The sequence below is a fragment of the Pseudomonas sp. FSL R10-1350 genome (genome assembly GCF_009600525.1).
Taxonomy (GTDB): Bacteria; Pseudomonadota; Gammaproteobacteria; order Pseudomonadales; family Pseudomonadaceae; genus Aquipseudomonas; species Aquipseudomonas helleri.
Map to the genome: position 1 here is coordinate 1 of NZ_WIVR01000027.1, position 23,730 is coordinate 23,730.

Below are 23,730 nucleotides of genomic sequence, written 5' to 3' on the forward strand. Positions count from 1 at the left end.
CCGGCGCGCAGCAGGCGTCGAGCACGCGCTGGCCGGGGGCCAGGTCGAGCAGGTCGGCGGCCAACTGTGCGGCTTCGTCCTGCACGCTGATCCAGCCTTCGGCAAAGCCCGGCAGATTGCGCACATCGCAGGCTTCGGCCAGCACAATGCCGTCTCGGCTGTACACACACGGTTGGGCCTGCACGTCGCTTTCAGCCAGCAATTGCAGGTACTGATCACGGGTTTTATGGCGGCGATTGACCCGCAGAATCATCGGCGGATGCGCGTTGTTGGCAGCGCAGATGGCTTCCCACTGCTCAGGCCAGAACGCTTTCAGCGATTTTTGCAGCCAGCGCGGGTGGGCAGTGCGCACTACCGGGTCGTGTTCCAGCTCGGCCAGCAAGGCTTCGCTGTCGCGCTGAGCGTTGCGCAACACGGCGTTGAGCAGGCCTTTGGCCCACGGTTTTTTCAACTTGTCGGCGCAACCCACGGTTTCGCCAATGGCCGCATGGGCCGGCACCCGCGTGTACAGCAGTTGGTACAAGCCCACCAGCAACAGCGCTTCAACGTCGGCATCGGCGGCTTTAAAGGGTTTTTGCAGCAGCTTGTTGGCCAATGCCGACAAGCGCGGATACCAGCGTGCGGTGCCGAACGCGAGGTCCTGGGTCAGGCCGCGGTCGCGGGCTTCAACCTTGTCCAGTTGCAACGGCAACGAACTGTTGAGCGATGCCTTGCCGTTGAGTACGGCGGTCAGTGCCTTGGCGGCGGCCAGACGCGGGTTCATTGGGCGGCGCCCAGAACAGTACCCACGGCAAACTTCTCACGGCGGCTGTTGAACAAATCGCTGAAGTTCAGCGCTTTACCGCCGGGCAATTGCAGACGGGTCAGGCACAGCGCGCCTTCACCGCAGCCCACGATCAGGCCGTCTTTGCTGGCCGCGAGGATCTGCCCCGGTTCGCCCTTGGCGTCTGCCAAGGTGGCGGCCAGCACTTTCAGGGCTTCGCCGTTGAGCGTGCTGTGGCAAATCGGCCACGGGTTGAAGGCACGAATCAGCCGCTCCAGCTCCACCGCCGGGCGGTTCCAGTCGATGCGTGCTTCGTCTTTATTGAGCTTGTGGGCGTAAGTCGCCAGGCTGTCGTCCTGCACTTCGCCTTGCAAGGTGCCGTCAGCCAGGCCGGCAATGGCTTCGATCACGGCCGGTGGGCCCAGTTCGGCCAAACGGTCGTGCAGGGTGCCGCCGGTGTCTTCGCTGCTAATGGGAGTGATGGACTTGAGCAGCATCGGGCCGGTGTCCAGACCCGCCTCCATGCGCATCACCGTCACCCCGCTTTGTGCATCGCCAGCCTCGACCGCGCGCTGAATCGGCGCGGCGCCGCGCCAGCGTGGCAGCAACGAGGCGTGGCTGTTAATGCAGCCCAAACGCGGAATATCCAGCACCACTTGCGGCAGGATCAGGCCGTACGCCACCACCACCATCAAGTCGGGCTTGAGTGCGGCGAGTTCGGCTTGAGCCTCGGGGGCACGCAAGGTCGGCGGCTGCATGACCGCAATGTTGTGTTCCAGCGCCAGTTGCTTGACCGGGCTTGGCATCAGCTTTTGCCCGCGCCCGGCCGGACGATCCGGTTGGGTGTACACCGCAACGATCTCGTACGGGCTGTCGAGCAGCGCCTTGAGGTGTTCAGCGGCAAATTCGGGGGTGCCAGCAAAGACGATGCGCAATGGCTCAGTCATGGAGTACTCACTTGGAATGGGGGAAGGCGGGAATAACCCTGTAGGAGCGAGCTTGCCTCGCGATCTTTTGATCGTTGAAAAGATCGCGAGGCAAGCTCGCTCCTACAGTGAGTCCGAGACAAGCGTAGGGTTATACCGAGGATCAAGCGTTCTGGCGGTGCAGTTTTTCCAGCTTTTTCTTGATCCGGTCACGCTTGAGCGTAGACAAGTAATCCACGAACAGCTTGCCGTTCAGGTGGTCGCATTCGTGCTGGATGCACACGGCCAGCAGGCCTTCGGCGGTCATTTCAAAAGGCTTGCCGTCACGGTCCAGCGCTTTGATTTTGACCAGCTGCGGGCGGTCTACGTTCTCGTAGTAACCCGGCACCGACAGGCAGCCTTCCTGGTACTGGCCCATCTCGTCGGTCAGGGTTTCGAACTCAGGGTTGATAAACACCATCGGCGCGCTGCGGTCTTCGCTCAGGTCCATGACCACGATGCGCTTGTGCACGTTGACCTGCGTGGCCGCCAAGCCAATGCCAGGCGCTTCGTACATGGTTTCAAACATGTCATCGATCAACTGACGGACTTCGTCGTCCACAACCGTCACCGGCTTGGCGATGGTACGCAGACGCGAGTCTGGGAATTCGAGGATGTTTAAAATAGCCATAAGTTTGATTGGGGCACTGTGTGAAAGATTCAAAAACGGTTGTCAGGGGGTCTTGAAGACTCGGCAACCTGTGCAAAACGTCTCCTTCAGAGAGAGCCCGCTCGGGCTCTGGCGTTTCACGCGAGCGCACATAATAAAGGGATTCAACCCCGGATGAAACGACTAGCTGCCCGGCTGCAGGTGGCGCGCGCGTCGCAGTTTGAAACCAATGGGCGCGGTCTGTGCGCAGCGTTCTACTAAGGTTGGGTTTGCCGGCGTATTTTCAAGGCCGTACTGAGCGTTTACCCCGGCGCTTACTGACACGTGCCCAACAACTTGTTAACAGAGTTATCCACAGGTTGTGCCTGGCGTAACGCTGATGAAACAGATCAAGGATGATCCCATGTCGCAGTCTGATATTTCCCCAGCAGAGCTGGAAGCCCGCTTGCGTTTGCACCGCTTGCCCGAGGTCGGCCCACAGCGCTACCACGCCTTGTTTCGGGCCTTTGGCTCGGCCAGTTCGGCGCTCAGCGCCCCGGCCAGTGCCTGGCGGGCCTTGGGCTTGCCACCCGCCAGTAGCGAGGCCCGGCGCAACCCCGAAGTACGTGACGGTGCCAGCGCTGCAATGCGCTGGCTTGAGGGCTGCAAGCAGCATGTGTTGCTCCACGATCAGCCCGATTACCCGGCCTTGTTGGCTGAAATCAAAGACTCGCCGCCCCTGTTATTTGTGGCGGGCGACCCCGGCATCCTGGAAAAACCGCAACTGGCGATGGTCGGCAGTCGGCGTGCCTCACGGCCGGGGCTGGACACCGCCGCGGCGTTTTCGAAGTGTCTGGCGGGTGCCGGTTTTGTCATTACCAGCGGGCTGGCGCTGGGCATTGACGGGGCCGCGCACCAGGCCGCACTGGACATTGGCGGGCAGACGATCGGGGTGCTCGGCACCGGCCTGCAAAAACTTTATCCACAGCGCCATCGCGCACTGGCAGACGCGATGATTGCCAACGGCAGCGCCGTGGTGTCGGAGTTCCCGCTGGACGCCGGGCCGCTGTCGGGCAACTTCCCGCGGCGCAACCGAATCATCAGCGGTTTGTCGTTGGGCGTACTGGTGGTCGAAGCCAGCGTGGCCAGCGGTTCGTTGATCACCGCCCGCCTGGCGGCTGAACAAGGTCGTGAGGTCTACGCCCTGCCGGGTTCTATCCACCACCCCGGCGCGCGCGGTTGCCATCAACTGATTCGTGATGGCGCCACCCTGGTGGAAACCGTCGAGCACATTCTCGAAGGCCTGCGCGGGTGGCGCTCGATGCCGTTATCCACAGCAGACCTGTTCACACACAGCTGTCATCCATTAGTGCAATTGTTGCAGGCAGCGCCCCACACCAGCGAAGCCCTGGCCTGCGCCAGCGGTTGGGACCTGCCCCGGCTGCTGGCGGCGTTGACCGAACTTGAACTCGACGGGCATGTGGTGCTTGAGGGCGGGCGTTGGTTTGCTCGCGCCAGCTAAGTACACTGCGCCCAGTACCTATTTGGAGACACTCAATGATCAGCACCTGGCGCGTCCAACAAGCCGCACGCGCGATTCACGCGGGCGCCGTGATCGCCTATCCCACCGAAGCCGTCTGGGGCCTGGGCTGCGACCCGTGGGATGAAGAAGCGGTCGAGCGTTTGCTGGCGATCAAATCGCGACCTGTGGATAAAGGCCTGATTCTGGTTGCCGACAACATTCACCAGTTCGACTTCCTGTTCGAAGACTTCCCCCAAGAGTGGATCGACCGCATGGCCAGCACCTGGCCTGGGCCGAACACCTGGCTGGTGCCGCATCAAGGCCTGCTGCCCGAGTGGATCACCGGCCAGCACGACACCGTGGCGTTGCGCGTGAGTGATCACCCGCTGGTGCGTGAGTTGTGTGCGTTGGTGGGGCCCATTGTTTCCACGTCTGCCAACCCGGCGGGCTTGCCGGCGGCGCGTACGCGGTTAAAAGTTGAGCAGTACTTTCGTGGCCAGATCGATCACGTCTTGGGCGGCAATTTGGGCGGGCGTAAAAACCCCAGCCTGATCCGCGACCTGGCGACCGGCAAGGTCGTGCGCCCCGACTAACCCCACAAACTGTAGTCGCTGCCGCAGGCTGCGATGGGCTGCGTAGCGGCCCTGCTTGTAAAAGCGAAGGTCCTTCGGCCCTTATCGCAGCCTGCGGCAGCGACCACAGGTTTGGTGTTACGGCAACAAAATCGTCGAGCCGGTGGTGCGGCGCGAGGCCAACTCGATGTGTGCCTTGGCCGTGTCTTTCAGGGCATAGCGCTGGCTGATCTCAACCTTGATTTTGCCGGTGCGGATCATCTCAAACAGCTCGTCGGCCATTTTTTGCAGGTTTTCGGGCGTGTTGGCGTAGCCCGCCAAGGTTGGCCGGGTGACGTACAGCGAACCCTTCTGCGACAAAATCCCCAGGTTCACGCCAGTTACCGCCCCCGACGCGTTACCGAAGCTGACCATCAGCCCGCGCAGCGCCAGGCTGTCCAGCGAGGTGAGCCACGTGTCTTTGCCGACGCCGTCATACACCACCGGGACTTTCTTGCCTCCGGTCAGTTCCAGCACGCGCTGGGCCACGTCTTCATGGCTGTAGTCGATGGTTTCCCAGGCGCCCAGTGCTTTGGCGTGCGCGGCTTTTTCCGCCGAACTGACCGTACCGATCAATTTCGCGCCCAGCGCCTTGGCCCATTGGCACGCAATCGAGCCAACGCCACCGGCAGCGGCGTGGAACAAAATGGTATCGCCCGCTTTAACCTCGTAGGTTTGGCGCAGCAAATACTGCACGGTCAGGCCCTTGAGCATCACGGCGGCCGCTTGCTCGAAGCTGATGTCGTCCGGCAGTTTCACCACATTCGCCGCTGGCAACACGTGGAACTCGCTGTTTGCGCCCAGCGGGCCAGTGCCGTAAGCCACGCGGTCGCCCACTTTGACGGTGTGCACGTCACTGCCCACTGCATCCACGAAGCCCGCGCCTTCATTGCCCAGGCCCGATGGCAGCTCGGGCAGCGGGTACAGGCCGCTGCGGAAATAGGTGTCGATGAAATTCAGGCCGATGGCCTGGTTACGCACGCGAACCTGTTGCGGGCCCGGCTCGGCAGGTTGGTAATCGACATACTCAAGCACTTCGGGCCCGCCGAGGGTCCGAAACTGGATACGTTTAGCCATTTGCACTGTCCTTGCTGAATTGACGAGGTCCCTATCCAACGCTTTAGCGTGATCTTCGTCAACTGCGACGATGCCGGGTGCGGTGTTATGCTAGCCGCCCTTCGCTGGCGGCCCCGCTCTGTCGCTTTGCCCGATTTAAGGTGATGTCATGACTACTCGCACCGAGGCCGTTAAAGCCTACTTGCTCGACCTGCAAGACCGTATCTGCGCTGCGCTGGAAACCGAAGATGGCGGCGCGCGCTTCATTGAAGACGCCTGGGAGCGCCCGGCAGGCGGTGGCGGGCGTACCCGAGTGATCGAAAACGGCCAGGTCATCGAAAAAGGCGGTGTGAACTTTTCCCACGTGTTTGGCAGCGGCTTGCCGCCGTCCGCCAGCGCCCATCGCCCTGAACTGGCGGGCCGTGGCTTTGAAGCCCTGGGCGTGTCGCTGGTGATCCACCCGCACAACCCGCATGTGCCGACGTCCCACGCCAACGTGCGGTTTTTCATTGCCGAAAAAGAAGGCGAAGAGCCGGTCTGGTGGTTTGGTGGCGGCTTCGACCTCACGCCCTACTACGGCGTTGAAGAAGACTGCGTGCACTGGCACCGCGTGGCCGAGCAAGCCTGCGCACCGTTCGGCGCCGACGTGTACCCGCGCTACAAAGCCTGGTGCGACCGCTACTTCCACATCAAGCACCGCAACGAGCCGCGTGGCATTGGCGGCCTGTTTTTCGATGACCTGAACGAATGGGATTTTGACACCAGCTTTGCCTTCGTTCGCGCCATCGGCGACGCCTTTATCGACGCCTACCTGCCGATTGTGCAGCGCCGCAAGGCCGATGCCTACACGGCCCAGCAGCGTGAGTTCCAGGAATATCGCCGGGGCCGCTACGTCGAATTCAACCTGGTTCACGACCGTGGCACCCTGTTCGGCCTGCAATCGGGCGGGCGTACCGAGTCGATCCTGATGTCGCTGCCGCCCCACGTACGCTGGGGCTATGACTGGAAAGTGGCGCCCGGTACCGAAGAGGCGCGGCTGACTGAGTACTTTCTGCAAGACCGCGACTGGTTAGCCAACGCCTGACATTGCCCGAGGAGCTTGCCTGATGGACCGTTACGTCGTTTTTGGTAATCCGATCGCCCACAGCAAATCGCCGGTGCTGCACCGCCTGTTTGCCGAGCAAACCGGGCAATCGATGCAGTACGACACGTTGCTCGCGCCGCTGGATGATTTTGGCGGCAGCGCGTTGGCGTTTTTCCAGCAAGGTCGCGGGGCCAACGTGACCGTGCCGTTCAAGGAAGACGCCTATCGCCTGGCCAACAGCCTGACCGCCCGTGCGCAACGGGCGGGCGCGGTGAACACCCTGAGCAAACTGGCTGACGGCACGCTGCTGGGCGACAACACCGATGGCGCGGGACTGGTGCGCGACCTGACGGTTAACGCGGGCTTCAGCCTCAAGGGCAAACGCATCCTTATCCTTGGCGCGGGCGGCGCGGTACGTGGCGCGTTGGAACCGATTCTGGCCGAAGGCCCGGCCTCGGTGACCATTGCCAATCGCACGGTCGAAAAGGCCGAAGTGCTGGTGGAGCTGTTCAGCGACTTGGGGCCGGTGGCGGCCAGTGGTTTTGACTGGTTAAAAGAGCCGGTCGACCTGATCATCAACGCGACGTCGGCCAGCCTGGCCGGTGAAGTGCCGCCGATTGCCAGCAGCCTGATCGAGCCCGGCCAAACCTTGTGCTACGACATGATGTACGGCAACGCGCCGACGCCGTTTTGCCTCTGGGCCAGCGAGCATGGCGCGGGCCACGTCATGGACGGTCTGGGCATGCTGGCCGAACAGGCGGCAGAAGCTTTCTACCTGTGGCGCGGCGTACGCCCGGACACCGCCCCGGCGCTGGCCGAACTGCGCCGTCTGCTGGCGCAGTAAACCCCTTGTAGGAGCGAGCTTGCCTCGCGATCTTTTGATCTTCAAAAAGATCGCGAGGCAAGCTCGCTCCTACAGGTCAGTCCTCAAATAAAATCGGGCACTTGTCCGCGCCTTCCAGCTTCTTCAATTCTTCCACCACCGGCGCCCGTGCCCGACGCAAGGTCAGGCTGCGGCCTAGCCCCAGCAAGCGACGGGCTTCCTGGTGCAGCATCTCAACCCCCGAATAGTCGATAAAGTTGATGTGCTGCGCCTCTATTACCACCCGCTGCCCCTGGGTGCGTTGCAAACGCACTTGCAGGTAATGGCTGGCGCCGAAAAAAATCGACCCGCCGACCCGCAACACCTCTTCATCCCCCTCTGTCCATTGCTGGATACGCGGGCGCGAAGTGCGCTTGAGGTAAAAAAACAGCGACGCCAGCACCCCGGCATAAATCGCTGTTTGCAGCTCCAGCAGCAAGGTGGCGACGCAGGTCAGTGCCATCACCGCGAACTCGGCCCGGCTCACGCGCCACAGCGCCCGAATACCGCGGGTGTCCACCAACCCCCAACTGATCAGCAAAATGCTGCCTGCCATGGCCGGGATCGGGATGTGCGCAATCAGCGCGGAACCGGTGATCGCAAACAGCGCCACCCACAACGCGGAAAACACCCCGGCCAATGGCGAGCGGGCACCCGCTTCGTAGTTGAGCCCCGACCGGGTGAACGAGCCCGAGGACAAATACCCCGAGAACAAGGCGCCGAACACGTTGGACAAGCCTTGTGCGCGGATCTCCTGATTAGCGTCGAGCATCTGCTGCGAACGTGCTGCTATCGAGCGGGCAATCGACAAACTGGTCACCAACCCCAGCATGCCCACCGCAACGGCACTGGGCAGCAGACGCAACAGCGTTTCGATATCCAGCGGCAACGGGCTAAACGGCGGCAAACGCCCCACAAACGCCTGCACCAACTGCACATGGCCAAACACCGACGGCAGCAGCCACACGGCCAGGCTGGCAAGCACCAGGGTCAACAGCAGCGTCGGCCAGCGTGGCAGCCACAGCTTGAGTGCGACGCCCAACAGCACCGTCCCTACCCCGAGCCCCAACGACGCGGGGTCGAAGTCGCGCACATGGCGCAACAGCGTCAGCAGGCTGTCCAGCGCAGTGGCTTTGCCCGGCACGTCAACGCCCAGCACATTGGGCAACTGGCCCAAGGCAATCACCACCGCCGCGCCAAGGGTGAACCCGACCACCACCGAATGTGAGACAAAATTGGCCAGTGCGCCGAACTTCAGCATCCCCAGCAGCCACTGGAAAATCCCCGCCAAAAACGTCAGCAGCAGGATCAGGCCGATGTAGTCCTGAGTGCCGGGCACCGCCAGCGGGCTGACACTGGCAAACAGCACAATCGAAATGGCAGCCGTCGGCCCGCAGATCAAATGCCACGACGAGCCCCACAAGCACGCAATAATTACTGGCACAATGGCAGCATATAGCCCGTATTCAGGCGGTAAACCTGCAATCAAGGCGTAGGCGATGGACTGCGGCAGTGCCAGAATTGCACCACTCAAGCCCACCAGCGCATCTCGGCCTACGCTTGCGCGGGTTTGTTTGGGCAGCCAATTCAGAAATGGCAGGATGGCAGTGCGGTTGAGCCGGGGCATAACGCTCTCGCTGAGTGTGGGTTTAGAGTGCGCGTGCAAGGTTACCTCTGTGGGAGCGGGCTTGCTCGCGATGGCCTCGCCGCGGATGTTCGCATACACCGCACCGTCTGCATCGCGAGCAAGCCCGCTCCCACATTAATAATGCGTGCAGCACACAATCAAGAGGCGCTTATGCAACGAATCAAGGGCTATCACGCCCACGTCTATTACGACGCCAGCACCATCGACCAGGCGCGCGCCCTGTGCGAAGAAGCGGCGCACCGATTTGGCATCAGCATGGGCCGCGTCCACGAACGCCCGGTCGGCCCGCACCCCGACTGGAGCTGCCAACTGGCCTTTGGCCCCGAACTGCTCGGCATTGTATTGCCCTGGCTGGCTATCAGCCGACACGGGCTGGTGATCTTTCTGCACCCCGACACGGGCAATGACCTGCTGGATCACACCGATCATGCGATCTGGATGGGTGAAATCAGACCGTTGAATTTGTCTGTTTTTTGACCAGAAAGCGAAGCGCTTCGATTTTTTGGAATTTTTTTTCACCCCCCAAAATTCCGCCCGCGACCTACCGTCGGCAAATCCCGGATAGCCCCGTGCCATAACGGCTGAACGTTCGTACGCGGGCATGTGTCATACCTTGCCATGAGCTAACGTAAGACACGTGTAGCCAAGGGTAGCGATTAGTCCTTACACGCCATCCATGTTTAACTTGAATGCTCGTTCAAGTTAAACCGGTGGTCCGCTGCCCGCTCACAACAGGAGGCTAACCTTTGCCGAACTCGCTCTTTTTACGCCTGTATCACTGCTGCGAGGTGTATTTGCCATGAGTACACCTTCGACGTCGCAGACGTCTCTCATCCGCATGAACCCGCCGGTTTTCTACTTTGCCGCCGCGTTTATTCTGGTTTTCGGGCTGGTGGTGATTTCATTGCCCGAAGCCGCCGGTGAATGGCTACTGGCAGCACAAAACTGGGCGGCCAATACGGTCGGCTGGTACTACATGCTAGCGATGACCCTGTATCTGATCTTCGTGGTCGTCACCGCCTTGTCCGGCTACGGCAAGATCAAGCTCGGTGCCGACCACGACGAACCTGAGTTCAGTTACCTGTCCTGGGCGGGCATGCTCTTTGCCGCCGGGATCAGCATCACGCTATTTTTCTTTTGTGTGTCAGAACCCCTCACCCACATGCTCAACCCGCCACAAGGCCCGGCCGGTAACGCCGAGGCGGCGCGCCAAGGCATGCAGTTGCTGTTTTTGCACTGGGGCCTGCACGGTTGGGGCGTGTTTGCTTTTGTCGGCATGGCGCTGGCCTACTTTGCCTACCGGCATAACTTGCCGCTGGCGCTGCGTTCGGCGCTGTACCCGCTGATCGGCAAACGCATCAATGGCCCCATCGGCTACGCGGTCGACGGCTTTGGCATCATCGCCACGGTGTTTGGTCTGGGCGCCGACATGGGGTTTGGGGTGTTGCACCTCAACTCCGGGCTCGACTACCTGTTCGGCGTGCCGCACACCCAATGGATTCAGGTGGGGTTGATCACCCTGATGATGGGCGCAGCCATTTTGGTGGCCATCGCGGGCGTCGATAAAGGCGTGCGCGTGATGTCCGACATCAACATGCTGCTGGCCTGTGCCCTGCTGCTGTTCGTGCTGTTCGCAGGGCCGACGCAGCACCTGCTCAACACCCTGATCCAGAACATCGGTGACTATCTGGGCGCGCTGCCGACCAAGAGTTTTGATGTGTATGCCTACAACAAGCCGAGCGACTGGCTGGGCGGCTGGACCGTGTTCTATTGGGCTTGGTGGATCGCATGGTCGCCGTTTGTGGGTCTGTTTATTGCGCGTATCTCCCGTGGCCGGACCATTCGAGAATTCGTCTTTGGCGTGCTGCTGATTCCGTTGGGCTTCACCCTGGCGTGGATGTCTATTTTCGGCAACAGCGCCATTGACCAAGTGCTCAACCACGGCCTGACGGCGTTGGGCCAAGCCGCCATCGACGACCCGTCGCGCGCCTTGTACCTGCTGCTGGAAACCTACCCGTGGAGCAAAACCGTGATCGCCGTAACGGTGTTCATCAGTTTTGTGTTCTTCGTGACCTCGGCCGACTCTGGCACCGTGGTGCTGTCGACCCTCTCGGCGCGTGGCAATAGCGCTGACGAAGATGGCCCCAAATGGCTGCGGGTGTTCTGGGGTGGGATGACCGCGCTGGTGACCAGTGCGCTGTTGTTCTCGGGCAGCATCGACGCGCTCAAGTCGGCGGTGGTTCTGACCTCGCTGCCGTTCTCGCTGATCCTGTTGCTGATGATGTGGGGGCTGCACAAGGCGTTCTACCTGGAATCGCAGAAGAAGATCGCGCAGATGCACTCGCTGGCCCCGGTGGCCGTGTCGCGCCGTGGCCGTGGTGGCTGGCGTCAACGCTTGAGCCAGGCCGTGCACTTCCCGTCGCGGGACGAGGTGTACCGCTTCATGGACACCACGGTGCGCCCGGCGATTGAAGAAGTGAGCGCGGTGTTCCTCGAAAAGGGCCTCAACGTTGTCACCCAGCCTGACCCGGCCAATGACAACGTCAGCCTTGAGATTGGTCATGGTGACCAGCACCCGTTCGTCTACCAGGTGCAAATGCGCGGCTACTTCACGCCATCGTTTGCCCGTGGCGGCATGGGCCCCAAAGAACTGCGTAACCGCCGTTACTACCGGGCTGAAGTGCACCTGAGCGAAGGCAGCCAGGACTACGACCTGATGGGCTACACCAAGGATCAGATCATCAACGACATCCTCGACCAGTACGAACGCCACATGCAGTTCCTGCATTTGGTGCGTTGACCCCCTCGCGAGCAAGCCCGCTCCCACAGGTGTTGCACAGGACCTGTGGGAGCGGGCTTGCTCGCGATTCAGGCAGCGCGATTACAGACCTTTCCCTGACTTGTGTGGGATGAGGCTTGCTCGTGCTTTGGCCCATTGTGGTGCTCGTTGCGGGCTGCCTATAGTTCGCCCCGTCGCTGAATCATCAGCGTTCGGGCGTGCAAGCCTGATCATAGGATTCCAACTTTTCAAAACGCTTGGTAGGCTCCGCGCCTGCACTCAGCGTTATGGCGGTTGTGCGTGGGAGATCTTCGGGTCTGCCGGATTCCTATGGCCGGTCTTGCACACCCGCGCACAGCTGCCACCCTCTTTCTGCGTGCAAGCTGATTGAAGTGGCTCCTTAATTCATAGGAGTTTCCACCATGTCGCATTTCCTCCCGCAAACCGACAATCCTGTCGATTCCAACGTTCTCTTGATTGATACCCAGGCGTCTGTGTCTGCCTTGCTCACCTGTGCTGAGCAGCGCTTTCAGGCGGCGAAGAATTTGTTGCGCAGTTTGTCCCACATGAACGCCTACAGCAGCGATCCGCATGATTTGAGTGCGGTGTGTGAGGCGACGTCGTTGTTGTTGCAAGAAGGCTGCGATGTGCTGGGGGTGTTGGTGTTGCGCGAGGTGTAGCGACTCACTAAATCTTAGGTTGATGCGCCCCTCTAAATAGACCAATATAACGACCTATTTAGAGGGCATAAATTATGCAAAACGTCTTGGCAGATCGAGCGGTGAGTGTGTCTGAACTCAAGAAAAATCCCTCCGCAGTCATGAATGCTGCCCACGGTGCTCCGGTTGCGGTGCTCAACCACAACCGTGTCATGGGCTACATGGTGCCTGCTGAAGTGTTTGAAGCCATCATGGAGCGTCTGGATGACATGGACCTTGCTGAACTGGTGAAGGCTCGCAGCCAAGAGACGCCTGTCCCGGTAAATCTGGATGACTTATAAGCTGGAGTTCCTGCCCACAGCTTTGAAAGAGTGGGAGAAGTTGGGCTATACGCTTCAGCAGCAATTTAAAAAGAAGTTGGTCGAACGATTGGTAAGCCCACGTATAGGGGCTGACGCCCTTCACGGGATGCCCGACTGTTACAAGATCAAGCTTAAATCGGCAGGCTACCGGTTGGTGTACAAAGTCATTGATGAGCGCGTCGTAGTGGCAGTGATTGCTGTCGGGAAACGCGAACGCAGCGCTGTATACGACCGCGCCAAGCAGCGCTAAATAGCGTGTTTGATCGCAATTTATTCACGTTGAAGATCAAAAGATCGCAGGCAAGCCAGCTCCTACAACATTTAGGGTGTTCACCCTTCTGAGGGCTGCCTATAGTTCGCCCCGTCGCTGAATCATCAGCGTTCGGGCGTGCAAGCCTGAATATTGGATTTCAACTTTTCAAAACGCTTGGTAGGCTCCGCGCCTGCGCACAGCTGCCAACCTCTTTTGAACGTGTAGTCGCTGACGAGGCACGAAGGCTGCGATGCGGGCCGCAGGACCGCCGTCTGGGTCGCTACGCAACCCATCGCAGCCTTCGTGCCTCGTCAGCGGCTACAGAGCCAGTGCGAGTTCGCTCCTGCCTGGTCAGTGAATGGCCGGGGGCGGGTTTTTGTTTTCTTTGATGCGGTACCAGGCCACGTACAGGGCCGGCAAGAACAGCAAGGTCAACAAGGTGGCCGAGAAGATGCCGCCGATCATGGCGTAGGCCATCGGGCCCCAGAACACGTCCCGTGCAATCGGGATCATGCCCAGGCTGGCCGCTGCGGCGGTCAGCAGGATGGGCCGACGACGGTGATGCGTGGCCTGGACCACCGCATGCCACGGGTCGAAGCCATCACGTTCGAACTGGTCGATCTGGGTCACCAGAATCACCGTGTTACGAATGATGATGCCGATCAGCGCCAGGATCCCCAGAATCGCGATAAAGCCCATCGGCGTGCCGGTGGGCACCAGCGCCAACACCACGCCAATCAGGCCCAGCGGCGCGACGCTGACCACGATGAACATTTTCTGCACGCTTTGCAGCTGTATCATCAAAAAGGTCGCCATCAAAAACAGCATCAACGGGATGACTTTGGCGATCGGGCCTTGGGCTTTGGCGCTTTGCTCCACGGTGCCGCCGGTTTCGACTTTGTAGCCTTGCGGCAGTTTGGCGATGAAGGCATCGATGGTCGGTTTGAGGTCGTCCACCAGGTCAACCGCCTGAATGTCGCCGCGCACCGCAGCCTTGAGGGTCAAGGTCGGTATGCGGTCACGGCTCCAGACCAGCGGCTGCTCCAGCTCGTAGCGCACCGAGGCAAACGCCAGCAACGGGATCGAGGTGCCGCTCGGTGTGGTGATTTGCAGGTTGAGCAGGGTTTCTGGCGTGTTGCGCTCGCTGCCATTGGCCCGGCCGACGATGTCGATCAGGTAGATGCTGTCTTTGACCTGGCTGACGGTCGCGCCGGTGACGATGCTGTTCATCACTTGCGCGACGTCTTCGGACGACAAACCAAACTGGCGGGCCTTGTCTTGCGCGATGTCGACCCGCAGCACTTTGCCCGGCTCGTTCCAGTTGAACAGGGTTTCGCCCACGTTGGGGTTGGCGTCGAGTACGGTGGCCAGGTCGATGGCGTGTTTGCGCACCTGGTCGATGTTCGGGCCGCTCACCCGGTATTGCAGCGGCTGGCCCACGGGCGGGCCCAGTTCCAGGGTGTGCACGTAACTGCCGACGCCGACAAACTCTTCACGCAGGCGTTTGTTGAGGCGCTCCATCAACGCATCGCGGCTCTCAAGCCCGGTGCTGACGATCACCAACTGGGCGAAGAACGGGTTTTGCAGTTGCTGGTCCAGAGGCAGATAAAAACGGATCGCGCCCTCGCCCACGTAGGTACTCCAGCGCACGATGTCCGGGTCGTCCTTGAGCGAGGCTTCAAAGCGTTGGGTGACTTTGAGGGTTTCCTGGATCGAGGCGTTTTGCGGCAGGTTCAAATCCACCAGAATCTCGGGGCGCTCAGAGGCCGGGAAGAACTGGTTTTGCACAAAGGTCATGCCCACCACCGAGGCCAGGAACATCGCCGCCGTGCCGCCGATGGTCCACCAGCGGTGGGTCATGCACCACAGCAGGCCGGTGTTGAACGCTTGGGCCAGCCGCCCCGGTTTTTCGGACTTGGGTTTAACCTTGGCGGGCAGCACGTGCACGCCCAGCACCGGGGCAAACAGCACCGCCACCATCCATGACACCAGCAGGGCCACGCCAATCACTGCGAACAGGGTGAAGGTGTACTCCCCCGCCGCGCTGTTGTTGAGGCCGATCGGGACAAAGCCCGCCACCGTGACCAAGGTACCGGTAAGCATCGGGAAAGCCGTGGAGTGGTAGGCAAACGTTGCGGCCTGCTGTTTGGTTTCGCCCAGTTCCAGCCGCGAGATCATCATCTCTACCGTGATCATCGCGTCGTCCACCAGCAGGCCCAGGGCGATGATCAACGCGCCCAGCGACACACGCTGCATGGCGATGCCGGTGAACTCCATAAACACGAAGACCAGCGCCAGCACCAGCGGGATCGAGATCGCCACCACCATACCCGCGCGCAGGCCCAGGCTGATAAAGCTCACTGCCAGAACGATGATCACCGCCTCAAACAGCGCGCTGGTGAAGCCGTGTACAGCCACCTGCACCACTTCGGCCTGGTCAGAGACCATGTGCACGCCCACGCCCACCGGCAGTTGCGCGGTCAGTTCGTTGATGCGCTGCTGCAGTTGCTCGCCGAACTCCTGAATGTTGCCACCCGTGTTCATGGCCACGGCCAGGCCAATGGCCGGCTGGCCGTTGTAATGGAACATCGGCGCGGCCGGGTCGACATAGCCACGGGTAATGTCGGCCACGTCAGCGAGCCGGTAGAAGCGGTTGTTGACCCGCAGGTTGACCGCCTCAAGGTCGGCCACGCTGTGGAATTGGCCAGAGGCGCGCACCGACATGCGCTCTGGTCCGGCTTCAATGACCCCCGCCGGGGTCACGGCGTTTTGCTCTTGCAGGCTTTGCAGAATGTGTTGTTGATCCAGGCCCAGCGCGGCCAGTTTGCGGGTCGAGAAGTCGAGGTAGAAGGTTTCGGCCTGCTCGCCGATGGTCATCATCTTGCCGCGATTGGGGATGTCGCGGATCCCCAGGCGCACTTCTTCGACGTAGTCGCGCAGTTGGCGCATGCTGATGCCGTCGCCGGTAAAGGCGTAAATCGTGCCGTACACATCACCGAACTCATCGTCGAACCCCGGGCCTTGAATGCCTTGGGGGAAGTCGCCGCGAATGTCGCCGATTTTTTTGCGCACCTCGTACCAGATATGCGGGATGAGCTCGGCCTTGGTGGTGTCTTTCAAGAACACAAACACCGTGGACTCGCCCGGCCGGGTGTAGCTCTGGACGTAATCGAGGGTGTCCAGCTCTTCGAGCTTTTTCTCGATACGGTCGGTGATTTGCAGCATGGTGTCATCCACCGTGGCGCCGGGCCACTTGGTCTGAATCACCATGGTTTTGATGGTAAAGCTGGGGTCTTCGGCGCGGCCCAGGTTGAAGTACGAAAAGAACCCGGCAAGCACCGCGACGAACATCAGGTACCACACGAATGACTGATGCTCGAGGGCCCACTCGGACAGGTTGAATTTCCCATTCATTGCGAGCTTTCCTTGTCGAGTCTGACTTTTTGTCCGGGTTTAAGGCTGTAGGCGCCCGCACTGACCACGGCGTCACCGCTGCTGATACCGCCCGAGAGCAACACGGTATTGGCGTCGCGGCGCCATACGGTCACCTCCCGCGTGTTGGCGGTCAGTGTTTGCGGGTCCACGACCCACACGCGGGTCTTGCCGTCGGTTTCTTGCAGGGCGGTCTGCGGCACCTGGAAGTGCTGGGTAATCGGGCTGCTGACCGTGACGCTGATGGAGCTACCGAGGCGGAAGGCCGGTGGGGTCTGGTCCAGGGTTAGCCGCACACGGCGGGTGCGCGTGGCGCTGTCGGCCTGGGGCGCGATTTCGCGAACATGGGCCTTGGTGTTGACGTTCGGGTCGAGCTGGCCTGCGACAAAAAACACGACGTCTTTGGGCAGGGCTTCGGCCAGCGGCGCCGGGAGGTCGATCACCGCTTCTTTGATTTCAGGTCGCGCCAGGGTGGCCACGGCTTCACCGACGCTCACCACCTGGCCAGCTTCGACCGCCCAATCGGTGATCACCGCGTCATGGTCTGCACGCAGGTTGCAGTAGCTGAGCTGGTCTTTAGCCTGATTGAGCGCCGCTGACGCTTGTTGCACGGCGGCCTGCGCGGTTTTGAGGTCGGCTTGTGCCGTGTCCAGCTGGGCTTGCGCGCCCACGCCCTGATTGAACAGCTCTTGCTGGCGCCGGGCATTGGCCTGGGCGTTGATCAACTGCGCGCGGGACTTGTCCAGATCGCCTTGCGCGGCGCGCACGTTGTTTTGCTGATCGGTCGGGTCGAGGCTGGCCAAAATATCGCCTTCTTTAACCAACGCGCCAACGTCGTAATAGCGCCGCACGATGCGGCCCGGCACGCGAAAGCCCAAGGTGCTTTCGTAGCGGGCTTCGATATTGCCGGCAAAGCGCCCCAGATGTTGGGTCAGGTCGGGCTTGGCCACCACGTAGAGCACGGGCCTGACGAGTGGCTCAGGCGGCTTTTTTTCAGAGCAGCCCAGCAACAACAGGGCCGCGAAAGGCGCTATCCAGAGACGGTTCATAGTGCCATCCCCCCTGCTGGCGTGGGTGCTATCTCGACCTTCATGCCGGGGTGTAACAACTGTCCGCCTGCGACCACGACTTTTTCTCCGTCCTTGAGGCCATCACTGATGATCACGCTGCCGGTCAGGTAGCGTCCCACGGTGACTTTTTGCAGGCGCGCATTGTTGTCGCCGTCGACCACCCACACCGCCGGGTCGCTGACATCTTTGGTCAGGGCTGACCATGGCATTTCAATGCTGCGCTGCGGCGCCGGGCTCAGGTTGACGCTGACAATCGAGCCCAGGTCCATGCCCTTGGGCAGCGAGTCCAGTTGCACCTTGATTTGCAGCGTGCCGCTTTGCGCCGCCACGGCGGGGGTGATCTCACGGATAAAACCGTTGGCCTTGACCGTCGGGTCCTGCAACAGCGTGACTTGCACGGTAGGGTCTTTGGGCGGCTCGATAAACAGCGATTCGTACACGTTGAACACGGCATCGCGGGCGCCATCACGGGCCAGTGAGAACATCGGCATGGTGGCTTGCACTACTTGCCCGACTTCGGCCTGGCGCGCGGTGATCACGCCCGGCGCTTCCGCCACCAGGTTGCTGTAGCTGAGTTGTTCGTGGGCATTGGCCAGTTGCGCTTGCGCCGCCGCCAAGGCGCTTTGTGCGCTCTGCTGAGCCGCATAGGCCGCATCGTATTCGCTTTGGCTGGTGTAGCCCTTTGGCAGCAGCTTTTGCTGGCGCACATAGGCGGCGCGGGTTTGTACCACTTGCGCCTGTTGCGCATACACGCTGGCCTGGGCGGTCTCGACCTGGATTTTCAGGTCTTTGGGGTCTAGGCGCGCCAACACCTGATTGGCCTGAATGTGATCACCGACATCGACCTTGCGCTCGATGATCTTGCCGCCGACCCGAAAGGACAGCTGGGTTTCGACCCGTGCCTGAATGTCGCCACTGAGCGCAATGGGAGGTGCATAGTCGCGGCTGGTAACTTCTTGTATATAAACCCGTGGTGATAAAGGCTCTTTGGGGCCTTCTTTACCGCAAGCCGTCAGGAGCGCCAAAAGGCTTAAGCCCCAAGCACACTTGATTCGTGGACCAGCCATGCAGACTCCTTTGCTTGGTGCTCAGTGATCGAGACAATACGACACATAGCGTAGAACAGGGTTCAGACTTTGTGGGACTCTGTGCACGCCTTTCCCATCTGTTTTGAGGTCACCCAATGCTCACCACTCTGGCGGTGGCCAACTATCGCTCCATCAACCAGTTGATCGTCCCGCTGGCGCGGCTCAATTTGATCACCGGCCCCAATGGCAGCGGTAAATCCAATCTGTACCGTGCGCTGCGTTTGCTGGCCGAGACGGCTCAGGGCGGGGTGGTCAATGCGCTGGCCCGTGAAGGCGGGCTGGAGTCGACGTTCTGGGCGGGGCCCGAGGTGGTGTCGCGGCGCATGAAGTCTGGCGAGGTGGCCATCGAGGGCGGCCCGCGCAACAAGGTCAAGCGCTTGCGCATGGGCTTTGCGGCCGAAGATTTCAGCTACGCCATCGCCTTGGGGGTGTCGCCGCCTGAGCTGTCAGCGTTTACCCTCGACCCGCAAATCAAACACGAAAGCATTTGGGTGGGCCCCAGCTACCGTCCGGCCAGTGAGCTGGTGGAGCGCAATGGTCCGATGATCCGTGCCCGTACTGAGCGCAGTTGGCAGGTGCTGGCGCAGCACACGCCGATGTTCGACAGCTTGTTCGATCAAGTCGGCAGCCTGCAGGCCTCGCCCGAAGTGCTGCGGCTGCGGGAGTCGATTCGCGGTTGGCGTTTTTATGATCACTTTCGCACCGACCCTGATGCGCCGGTGCGTCAGCCGCAGTTGGGCACGCGCACACCGGTGCTGCACCACGATGGCCGCGACCTGGCTGCGGCCCTGCAAACCATCCTCGAAATGGGCGACCCGCAAGTCCTGCACAGCGCCATCAGTGACGCCTTCCCCGGCGCGCGGCTGGAGATCAATGCGATGCCCGGTGGGCGCTTTGCTGTCGAGTTCTATCAAGAAGGTTTGTTGCGGCCATTGTCGGCGGCGGAGTTGTCGGACGGCACCTTGCGCTACCTGCTGCTGGTGGCTGCCCTGCTCACGCCGCGCCCGCCGACGCTGATGGTACTCAACGAGCCCGAAACCAGCCTGCACCCCGACCTGCTGCCCGCGCTGGCGCGGTTGGTCATTCGCACCTCGCACCACTCCCAGGTGTGGGTGGTGTCCCACGCCCGGCGGCTGATTGCCGCCTTGCAGCAAGACCCGGAGTGCAACTGCATCGTGCTGGAAAAAAACCTCGGCCAGACCGAGGTCGTTGGGCAACGCATGCTGGATCAACCGGCTTGGCATTGGGCGGATTGATAGAGCGATCACGCCCGTCGTATTCGATCTGCCCAAGATAGAACTCCGGGAGGGGGTGTATTGATATCGCGCACGTATAGCGTGGGCATTGGCAGTTCGGAGGTGTTCTCTTCGGTGATTCGTTTAGCAAAGTGTGGCGAGGTTGAGCTCGATGTTGAGGAAATAGAGTTTCTTGGGGGACGCGGCGGTGGGGAGTTTTTACCCATTAACTTGGCAACTCTCTTAGCTCTGGCTGCCGCTCTAATGCCACTCCAGCCCAGCTTAGTGGCCAAGCCAGAGCTGCTTAAACCTAAAATGGCCAAGGCTATGCCCACCGAGGTCATTTCAGTGCTGCCTGTGTTGTTATGTTCCGCTGCCATGCTCAATCGAACCGTGCCGACAATACCTGCGGAGGCTGTAAACCCCACACCAGCGACCTTCGCAAGATCAACGGCCTTGATGGGGCCAGCTTTTAACGCTTTGAAGGATGCGTAAAAGCCCACAGAGGGAATTGCTCCGACCGCTGTCCCGCTCAACCCAATAACTGACAGGACGATAGGGGCTATCAAGGCAAAGGAAATCTGCCCATTGGGATCTACCCGGTTCACCGGATCACCCAGGCAATAGCAGTAGGGGTTCAACCCGCCGGCACCAAACGGGCTTAACGTATCGGGGCTGTTAAAGCGCATCAACACGGGGTTGTACGCGCGGTGACCGTTGCCTAACAGATAGTGGCCGGTCAACGGATCGTGGGCTTCTCCGTTAAACCCCAACAGCCCCTGTTGCCCACGATGATGGCCATACGGGGTGTAAGCCCGCGGGTAATGGTGTGCGCCGTTGAGAGAGTGCAGCACGCTGCGTTGCAGGTCGGTGCCCAGCAACAGCGTTGCGGTTGTGTGTTTTTCAGCCAGCAACTGGTCGTGGTGCTGAAAGATTGTCTGGCTGTGTTCACCATGGCGTGCAGTGCTCAAGCGCTCAAGATGATAAAAACGCTGCGTCGAGGGCTGCGCGCCCATTGTCGTTGTTGTTAAGCGATCCAGAGGGTCGTAGGCATAGCGTTTAAGAGGCATGTGGGTTGGCTCTTTGCTGAATGTCCCCCAGCTTTGCTCCAATGCCAGACCTTGCCTACCTGTTAACTCTGCTAGGTACTTTTGCCAAATACTAAAAAACGCCGACGCTGTAGGAGCCGTCGGCGTTTTGTGTGAGCGGGAGTTGAATTAGAACGCAGGCACCACGGCGCCTTGGTACTTCTTCTCGATAAACGCTTTGACTTCAGGGCTGGTCAGCGCTTTGGACAGCTTTTGGATTGCGTCGCTGTCTTTGTTGTCCGGGCGAGCCACCAGGAAGTTCACGTAAGGCGAATCAGAGCCTTCAATGATCAGCGCGTCTTTGGCCGGGTTCAGGCCCGCTTCCAGCGCGTAGTTGGTGTTGATCATGTCCAGGTCAACCTGGTCCAGCACGCGTGGCAGCAATGCTGACTCAAGCTCTTTGAACTTGAAGTTGTGCGGGTTTTTAGCGATGTCTTTCGGGGTGGCCACCGCGTTGGTCGGGTCTTTCAGTTCGATCAGACCGGCCTTTTGCAGCAGGATCAATGCACGGCCGCTGTTGCTGCCTTCGTTAGGGATCGCGATGGTTGCGCCATCCTTGAGCTCTGACAGGTTTTTAACTTTTTTGGAGTAACCACCAAACGGTTCAACGTGAACGCCGACCACGGTCACCAGGTTGGTGCCTTTGCCTTTGTTAAAGCTTTCGAGGTACGGCAGGGTCTGAAAGTAGTTGGCGTCCAGACGCTTCTCTGCGACTTGTACGTTCGGCTGCACGTAGTCGGTGAAGACTTTAATGTCCAGATCCACGCCTTCTTTGGCGAGGGTCGGTTTGATCAACTCAAGGATTTCAGCGTGAGGAATCGGGGTCGCAGCGACCACCAATTTTTCGTTAGCCTGTGCCAGGCCTGCCGTCAAAGCAGCCGCCAATGCGGTAAACAACAGAACCTTTTTCATGCAATATCCTTAAGAAGTGACCGTTCTGGTAACGGTTTTATTGGAGTCGGGGCGAAAGATACCGACTTTCTTTATTCCAGAACAATAATATTTATTCATTCGCTTAGATCATTTGGTTCTTTAAATCTCTCCCTGTAGGAGCGAGCTTGCCTCGCGATCTTTTGATCGTCTAAAAGATCGCGAGATGGGGGTTATGCCAGCAGCTGTTTCAGCGCCGCCAGCTCCTGCGCCGTTGCGCCTTTAATAAAGTGCTCAATCTGCCCCAGGCTGTCAGGCAGGTTTAAATGCTCGGGGCGGATCTCTTCGCCGGTGCTCACCAGCAGCGCAAAGTGGATGACGTTCTCCAGCTCACGGGTATTGCCGGGCCATGTGTGGCGCTCCAATACCCGTTGCGCGCTGTCACTGATAAATGGCACCGGCAGGTTGAGGCGCTGGCTGTAGATGCCTAAAAAGTATTCGGCCAACGACAAAATATCCCCCGGCCGCTCGCGCAAAGCGGGCAACGGCAGTTGCCCCTCGCTGAGGTAGTGATACAGCCGCTCGTGAAATTTGCCAGCCTGTACCGCCTGAGCCAGGTCGATGCTGGTGGCCGCCACCAGGCGCACATCCACCGGGCTGGGCTGATGAGCGCCGACCCGCGTGACTTCGTGGGTTTCCAGTGCAGCCAGCAATTTGACCTGAATGCCCAGCGGCAAATCACCTATCTCATCCAGGTACAGCGTGCCGCCATTGGCTGAGCCGAACCAGCCGGCACGGCTGCTGGCCGAACTGCTGTGGCTGCCGGGGGCGTAACCGAACAACTCGGCATCGGCGTAGGTGGGGCTGATCGCGCCGCAATTAACAGACACAAACAAACCGGTGCGGTCGCTGGCGCGGTGGATATGCCGGGCCAACAGCTCTTTACCAGTACCGGTTTCGCCGCGAATCAATACCGGCAGCGCGCGCGGCGCCAGCAGTTCCAGGTCATCACGCAATTGGCGCGAACGCGGGTCGACAAACACCAGCGCTTTGGCGCGAATGCTCAGCGGGCTTTTTTCGGCGTCGGGGAAGGTCAGCAGGGGCTGACCAAAGGTTTCATGCAGACTCATGGCGGGCTCCCGCCCGCCGCCGATGGGTGGGCGCGGGCGTTACAAAAAATTCAGGCGCGGCGCAGGGCACCGTGCTCAATACGGGTTTGCAGGCGATACAAAAAGGCGAAGCCTTGCTCCCAGCGTTGGTGGCCAGACTTGACGTTGATGTGTCCGGCGCCGCTGAGAATGCCGACCTCGGCGCCCCAATGGCGGGCAAACTCCATGGCGCGAGGCGCGCTGGCCGCGGCATCGTTGTCAGAGCCGACGACTTGGCTCGGGAACGGCAGGGTTTGCGTCGGGATCGGGGCAAAGTTACGCAACGCAGGGGCGCAGGTGGGGCGTTCGACATCTGCCGGGGCGACCAGCAAGGCACCGCGCACCTGGCTCAGCAAGCTGGCGGGGGCACGTTCGGCCCAATGCGCGACGGTGATGCAACCCAGGCTGTGGGCAATCAGAATGACCGGTGTGCTGTCGGCGGCAATCGCCTCGGCCAGCGCGGCAATCCAGTCTTCGCGGCGTGGCGTCAACCAGTCGGCCTGTTCCACCCGGGCACTGTTCGGCAAGCTGTTTTGCCAGTGGGTTTGCCAATGATCGTCAGACGAACCTTGCCAACCCGGCACTATCAAATAGCGAATCGATTCATTGCCCATGGCGGTGCGCCTCCAGCGGTATGTGTGTTACC

22 protein-coding genes are annotated in these 23,730 nt (G+C 60.5%); 10 read left to right on the forward strand and 12 right to left on the reverse strand.

The genetic code is table 11. The annotated features are described in order from the left end of the window. From GHO25_RS13760 to def, 3 genes are all read right to left on the reverse strand, one after another. On the reverse strand, positions 1 to 763 hold a 763-nt coding region (locus tag GHO25_RS13760), incomplete at its 3' end, for a transcription antitermination factor NusB (protein WP_306108773.1). Further along, a complete protein-coding gene (fmt, locus tag GHO25_RS13765) occupies positions 760 to 1,710 on the reverse strand; it encodes a methionyl-tRNA formyltransferase (protein WP_048373940.1) in 951 nt (316 codons plus the stop codon). The genes fmt and GHO25_RS13760, both read right to left, overlap by 4 nt. Before the next feature lie 142 nt (positions 1,711 to 1,852). After that, positions 1,853 to 2,359 carry a peptide deformylase gene (gene def, locus GHO25_RS13770; RefSeq protein WP_123750622.1) on the reverse strand — a complete coding sequence of 169 codons (507 nt, stop codon included), beginning with the start codon at positions 2,357 to 2,359 and terminating at the stop codon, positions 1,853 to 1,855. Positions 2,360 to 2,741: 382 nt separating this feature from the next. On the opposite strand from def, the gene dprA reads away from it, so the two are divergent. Together dprA and GHO25_RS13780 are read left to right on the forward strand one after the other, a co-directional pair. Beyond that, the gene (dprA, locus tag GHO25_RS13775) at positions 2,742 to 3,839 is read left to right on the forward strand and encodes a DNA-processing protein DprA (protein WP_153391007.1); all 1,098 of its coding nucleotides are present in this window, start codon (positions 2,742 to 2,744) and stop codon (positions 3,837 to 3,839) included. A gap of 35 nt (positions 3,840 to 3,874) precedes the next feature. Beyond that, the gene (locus GHO25_RS13780) at positions 3,875 to 4,432 is read left to right on the forward strand and encodes an L-threonylcarbamoyladenylate synthase (RefSeq protein ID WP_153391008.1); all 558 of its coding nucleotides are present in this window, start codon (positions 3,875 to 3,877) and stop codon (positions 4,430 to 4,432) included. A gap of 117 nt (positions 4,433 to 4,549) precedes the next feature. Here the strand turns inward: GHO25_RS13780 and GHO25_RS13785 are convergent, their stop codons facing one another. Beyond that, entirely contained in the window at positions 4,550 to 5,527 is a 978-nt protein-coding gene (locus GHO25_RS13785; RefSeq protein ID WP_048388179.1) for an NADPH:quinone reductase, read from the reverse strand. 148 nt (positions 5,528 to 5,675) lie between these two features. On the opposite strand from GHO25_RS13785, the gene hemF reads away from it, so the two are divergent. Together hemF and aroE are read left to right on the forward strand one after the other, a co-directional pair. After that, a complete protein-coding gene (gene hemF / locus GHO25_RS13790) occupies positions 5,676 to 6,590 on the forward strand; it encodes an oxygen-dependent coproporphyrinogen oxidase (RefSeq protein WP_048373945.1) in 915 nt (304 codons plus the stop codon). 22 nt (positions 6,591 to 6,612) lie between these two features. Continuing rightward, positions 6,613 to 7,434 carry a shikimate dehydrogenase gene (gene aroE, locus GHO25_RS13795; RefSeq protein ID WP_153391009.1) on the forward strand — a complete coding sequence of 274 codons (822 nt, stop codon included), beginning with the start codon at positions 6,613 to 6,615 and terminating at the stop codon, positions 7,432 to 7,434. 76 nt (positions 7,435 to 7,510) lie between these two features. On the opposite strand, the gene GHO25_RS13800 is transcribed toward aroE, so the two are convergent. Further along, positions 7,511 to 9,079, reverse strand: a complete 1,569-nt coding sequence (locus GHO25_RS13800) for a SulP family inorganic anion transporter (RefSeq protein ID WP_123750626.1) — start codon at positions 9,077 to 9,079, stop codon at positions 7,511 to 7,513. Positions 9,080 to 9,250: 171 nt separating this feature from the next. Here GHO25_RS13800 and GHO25_RS13805 point away from each other — a divergent pair, with 171 nt between their 5' ends. From GHO25_RS13805 to GHO25_RS13825, 5 genes are all read left to right on the forward strand, one after another. Further along, complete coding sequence (locus GHO25_RS13805; protein ID WP_153391010.1) at positions 9,251 to 9,577, forward strand: DOPA 4,5-dioxygenase family protein; 327 nt, start codon at positions 9,251 to 9,253, stop codon at positions 9,575 to 9,577. A 361-nt stretch (positions 9,578 to 9,938) separates the two neighbouring features. Further along, the gene (betT, locus tag GHO25_RS13810; protein WP_206540844.1) at positions 9,939 to 11,900 is read left to right on the forward strand and encodes a choline BCCT transporter BetT; all 1,962 of its coding nucleotides are present in this window, start codon (positions 9,939 to 9,941) and stop codon (positions 11,898 to 11,900) included. Between the two features lie 401 nt (positions 11,901 to 12,301). Then, entirely contained in the window at positions 12,302 to 12,559 is a 258-nt protein-coding gene (locus tag GHO25_RS13815) for a hypothetical protein (protein WP_048372611.1), read from the forward strand. 74 nt (positions 12,560 to 12,633) lie between these two features. Then, on the forward strand, positions 12,634 to 12,879 hold the full coding sequence (locus tag GHO25_RS13820) for a type II toxin-antitoxin system prevent-host-death family antitoxin (protein WP_153391012.1): 246 nt from the start codon (positions 12,634 to 12,636) through the stop codon (positions 12,877 to 12,879). After that, positions 12,869 to 13,150: a type II toxin-antitoxin system RelE/ParE family toxin gene (locus GHO25_RS13825; RefSeq protein ID WP_048372607.1), complete on the forward strand. Its 282-nt coding sequence runs from the start codon at positions 12,869 to 12,871 to the stop codon at positions 13,148 to 13,150. Before GHO25_RS13820 ends, GHO25_RS13825 begins: the two co-directional genes overlap by 11 nt. A 354-nt stretch (positions 13,151 to 13,504) precedes the next feature. Here the strand turns inward: GHO25_RS13825 and GHO25_RS13830 are convergent, their stop codons facing one another. The 3 genes from GHO25_RS13830 to GHO25_RS13840 are packed head-to-tail and all read right to left on the reverse strand — an operon-like array spanning position 13,505 to position 18,722. After that, positions 13,505 to 16,567 carry an efflux RND transporter permease subunit gene (locus tag GHO25_RS13830; RefSeq protein WP_153391013.1) on the reverse strand — a complete coding sequence of 1,021 codons (3,063 nt, stop codon included), beginning with the start codon at positions 16,565 to 16,567 and terminating at the stop codon, positions 13,505 to 13,507. Continuing rightward, positions 16,564 to 17,634, reverse strand: a complete 1,071-nt coding sequence (locus GHO25_RS13835) for an efflux RND transporter periplasmic adaptor subunit (RefSeq protein WP_153391014.1) — start codon at positions 17,632 to 17,634, stop codon at positions 16,564 to 16,566. The genes GHO25_RS13830 and GHO25_RS13835 overlap by 4 nt, the downstream gene beginning before the upstream one ends. Next, positions 17,631 to 18,722: an efflux RND transporter periplasmic adaptor subunit gene (locus GHO25_RS13840; RefSeq protein WP_153391015.1), complete on the reverse strand. Its 1,092-nt coding sequence runs from the start codon at positions 18,720 to 18,722 to the stop codon at positions 17,631 to 17,633. Before GHO25_RS13840 ends, GHO25_RS13835 begins: the two co-directional genes overlap by 4 nt. Before the next feature lie 116 nt (positions 18,723 to 18,838). Here GHO25_RS13840 and GHO25_RS13845 point away from each other — a divergent pair, with 116 nt between their 5' ends. Beyond that, positions 18,839 to 19,999, forward strand: coding sequence for an AAA family ATPase (locus tag GHO25_RS13845; protein ID WP_153391016.1), 1,161 nt, complete (start codon positions 18,839 to 18,841; stop codon positions 19,997 to 19,999). Positions 20,000 to 20,007: 8 nt separating this feature from the next. Here GHO25_RS13845 and GHO25_RS13850 read toward each other — a convergent pair whose 3' ends face one another. The 4 genes from GHO25_RS13850 to GHO25_RS13865 all read right to left on the reverse strand — a co-directional run bounded on the left by GHO25_RS13850 (position 20,008) and on the right by GHO25_RS13865 (position 23,698). Next, the gene (locus GHO25_RS13850; protein WP_153391017.1) at positions 20,008 to 21,048 is read right to left on the reverse strand and encodes an RHS repeat-associated core domain-containing protein; all 1,041 of its coding nucleotides are present in this window, start codon (positions 21,046 to 21,048) and stop codon (positions 20,008 to 20,010) included. Positions 21,049 to 21,195: 147 nt separating this feature from the next. After that, a complete protein-coding gene (locus GHO25_RS13855; protein ID WP_048372598.1) occupies positions 21,196 to 21,978 on the reverse strand; it encodes a MetQ/NlpA family ABC transporter substrate-binding protein in 783 nt (260 codons plus the stop codon). A 191-nt stretch (positions 21,979 to 22,169) separates the two neighbouring features. Next, on the reverse strand, positions 22,170 to 23,066 hold the full coding sequence (locus GHO25_RS13860; RefSeq protein ID WP_048372595.1) for a sigma 54-interacting transcriptional regulator: 897 nt from the start codon (positions 23,064 to 23,066) through the stop codon (positions 22,170 to 22,172). 50 nt (positions 23,067 to 23,116) lie between these two features. Beyond that, on the reverse strand, positions 23,117 to 23,698 hold the full coding sequence (locus GHO25_RS13865) for an alpha/beta hydrolase (RefSeq protein WP_048372593.1): 582 nt from the start codon (positions 23,696 to 23,698) through the stop codon (positions 23,117 to 23,119). Between the last annotated feature and the right edge of the window lie 32 nt (positions 23,699 to 23,730).

Coding starts and splice junctions, on each gene's coding strand:
- GHO25_RS13815 (WP_048372611.1), top strand. CDS start 12,302: ATGTCGCATTTCCTCCCGCAAACCGACAATCCTGTCGATTCCAACGTT.
- GHO25_RS13850 (WP_153391017.1), bottom strand. CDS start 21,048: ATGCCTCTTAAACGCTATGCCTACGACCCTCTGGATCGCTTAACAACA.
- GHO25_RS13820 (WP_153391012.1), top strand. CDS start 12,634: ATGCAAAACGTCTTGGCAGATCGAGCGGTGAGTGTGTCTGAACTCAAG.
- dprA (WP_153391007.1), top strand. CDS start 2,742: ATGTCGCAGTCTGATATTTCCCCAGCAGAGCTGGAAGCCCGCTTGCGT.
- GHO25_RS13830 (WP_153391013.1), bottom strand. CDS start 16,567: ATGAATGGGAAATTCAACCTGTCCGAGTGGGCCCTCGAGCATCAGTCA.
- GHO25_RS13865 (WP_048372593.1), bottom strand. CDS start 23,698: ATGGGCAATGAATCGATTCGCTATTTGATAGTGCCGGGTTGGCAAGGT.
- aroE (WP_153391009.1), top strand. CDS start 6,613: ATGGACCGTTACGTCGTTTTTGGTAATCCGATCGCCCACAGCAAATCG.
- GHO25_RS13825 (WP_048372607.1), top strand. CDS start 12,869: ATGACTTATAAGCTGGAGTTCCTGCCCACAGCTTTGAAAGAGTGGGAG.
- GHO25_RS13855 (WP_048372598.1), bottom strand. CDS start 21,978: ATGAAAAAGGTTCTGTTGTTTACCGCATTGGCGGCTGCTTTGACGGCA.
- GHO25_RS13800 (WP_123750626.1), bottom strand. CDS start 9,079: ATGCCCCGGCTCAACCGCACTGCCATCCTGCCATTTCTGAATTGGCTG.
- GHO25_RS13845 (WP_153391016.1), top strand. CDS start 18,839: ATGCTCACCACTCTGGCGGTGGCCAACTATCGCTCCATCAACCAGTTG.
- GHO25_RS13785 (WP_048388179.1), bottom strand. CDS start 5,527: ATGGCTAAACGTATCCAGTTTCGGACCCTCGGCGGGCCCGAAGTGCTT.
- GHO25_RS13805 (WP_153391010.1), top strand. CDS start 9,251: ATGCAACGAATCAAGGGCTATCACGCCCACGTCTATTACGACGCCAGC.
- def (WP_123750622.1), bottom strand. CDS start 2,359: ATGGCTATTTTAAACATCCTCGAATTCCCAGACTCGCGTCTGCGTACC.
- GHO25_RS13780 (WP_153391008.1), top strand. CDS start 3,875: ATGATCAGCACCTGGCGCGTCCAACAAGCCGCACGCGCGATTCACGCG.
- betT (WP_206540844.1), top strand. CDS start 9,939: ATGAACCCGCCGGTTTTCTACTTTGCCGCCGCGTTTATTCTGGTTTTC.
- hemF (WP_048373945.1), top strand. CDS start 5,676: ATGACTACTCGCACCGAGGCCGTTAAAGCCTACTTGCTCGACCTGCAA.
- GHO25_RS13835 (WP_153391014.1), bottom strand. CDS start 17,634: ATGAACCGTCTCTGGATAGCGCCTTTCGCGGCCCTGTTGTTGCTGGGC.
- GHO25_RS13840 (WP_153391015.1), bottom strand. CDS start 18,722: ATGGCTGGTCCACGAATCAAGTGTGCTTGGGGCTTAAGCCTTTTGGCG.
- GHO25_RS13860 (WP_048372595.1), bottom strand. CDS start 23,066: ATGAGTCTGCATGAAACCTTTGGTCAGCCCCTGCTGACCTTCCCCGAC.
- fmt (WP_048373940.1), bottom strand. CDS start 1,710: ATGACTGAGCCATTGCGCATCGTCTTTGCTGGCACCCCCGAATTTGCC.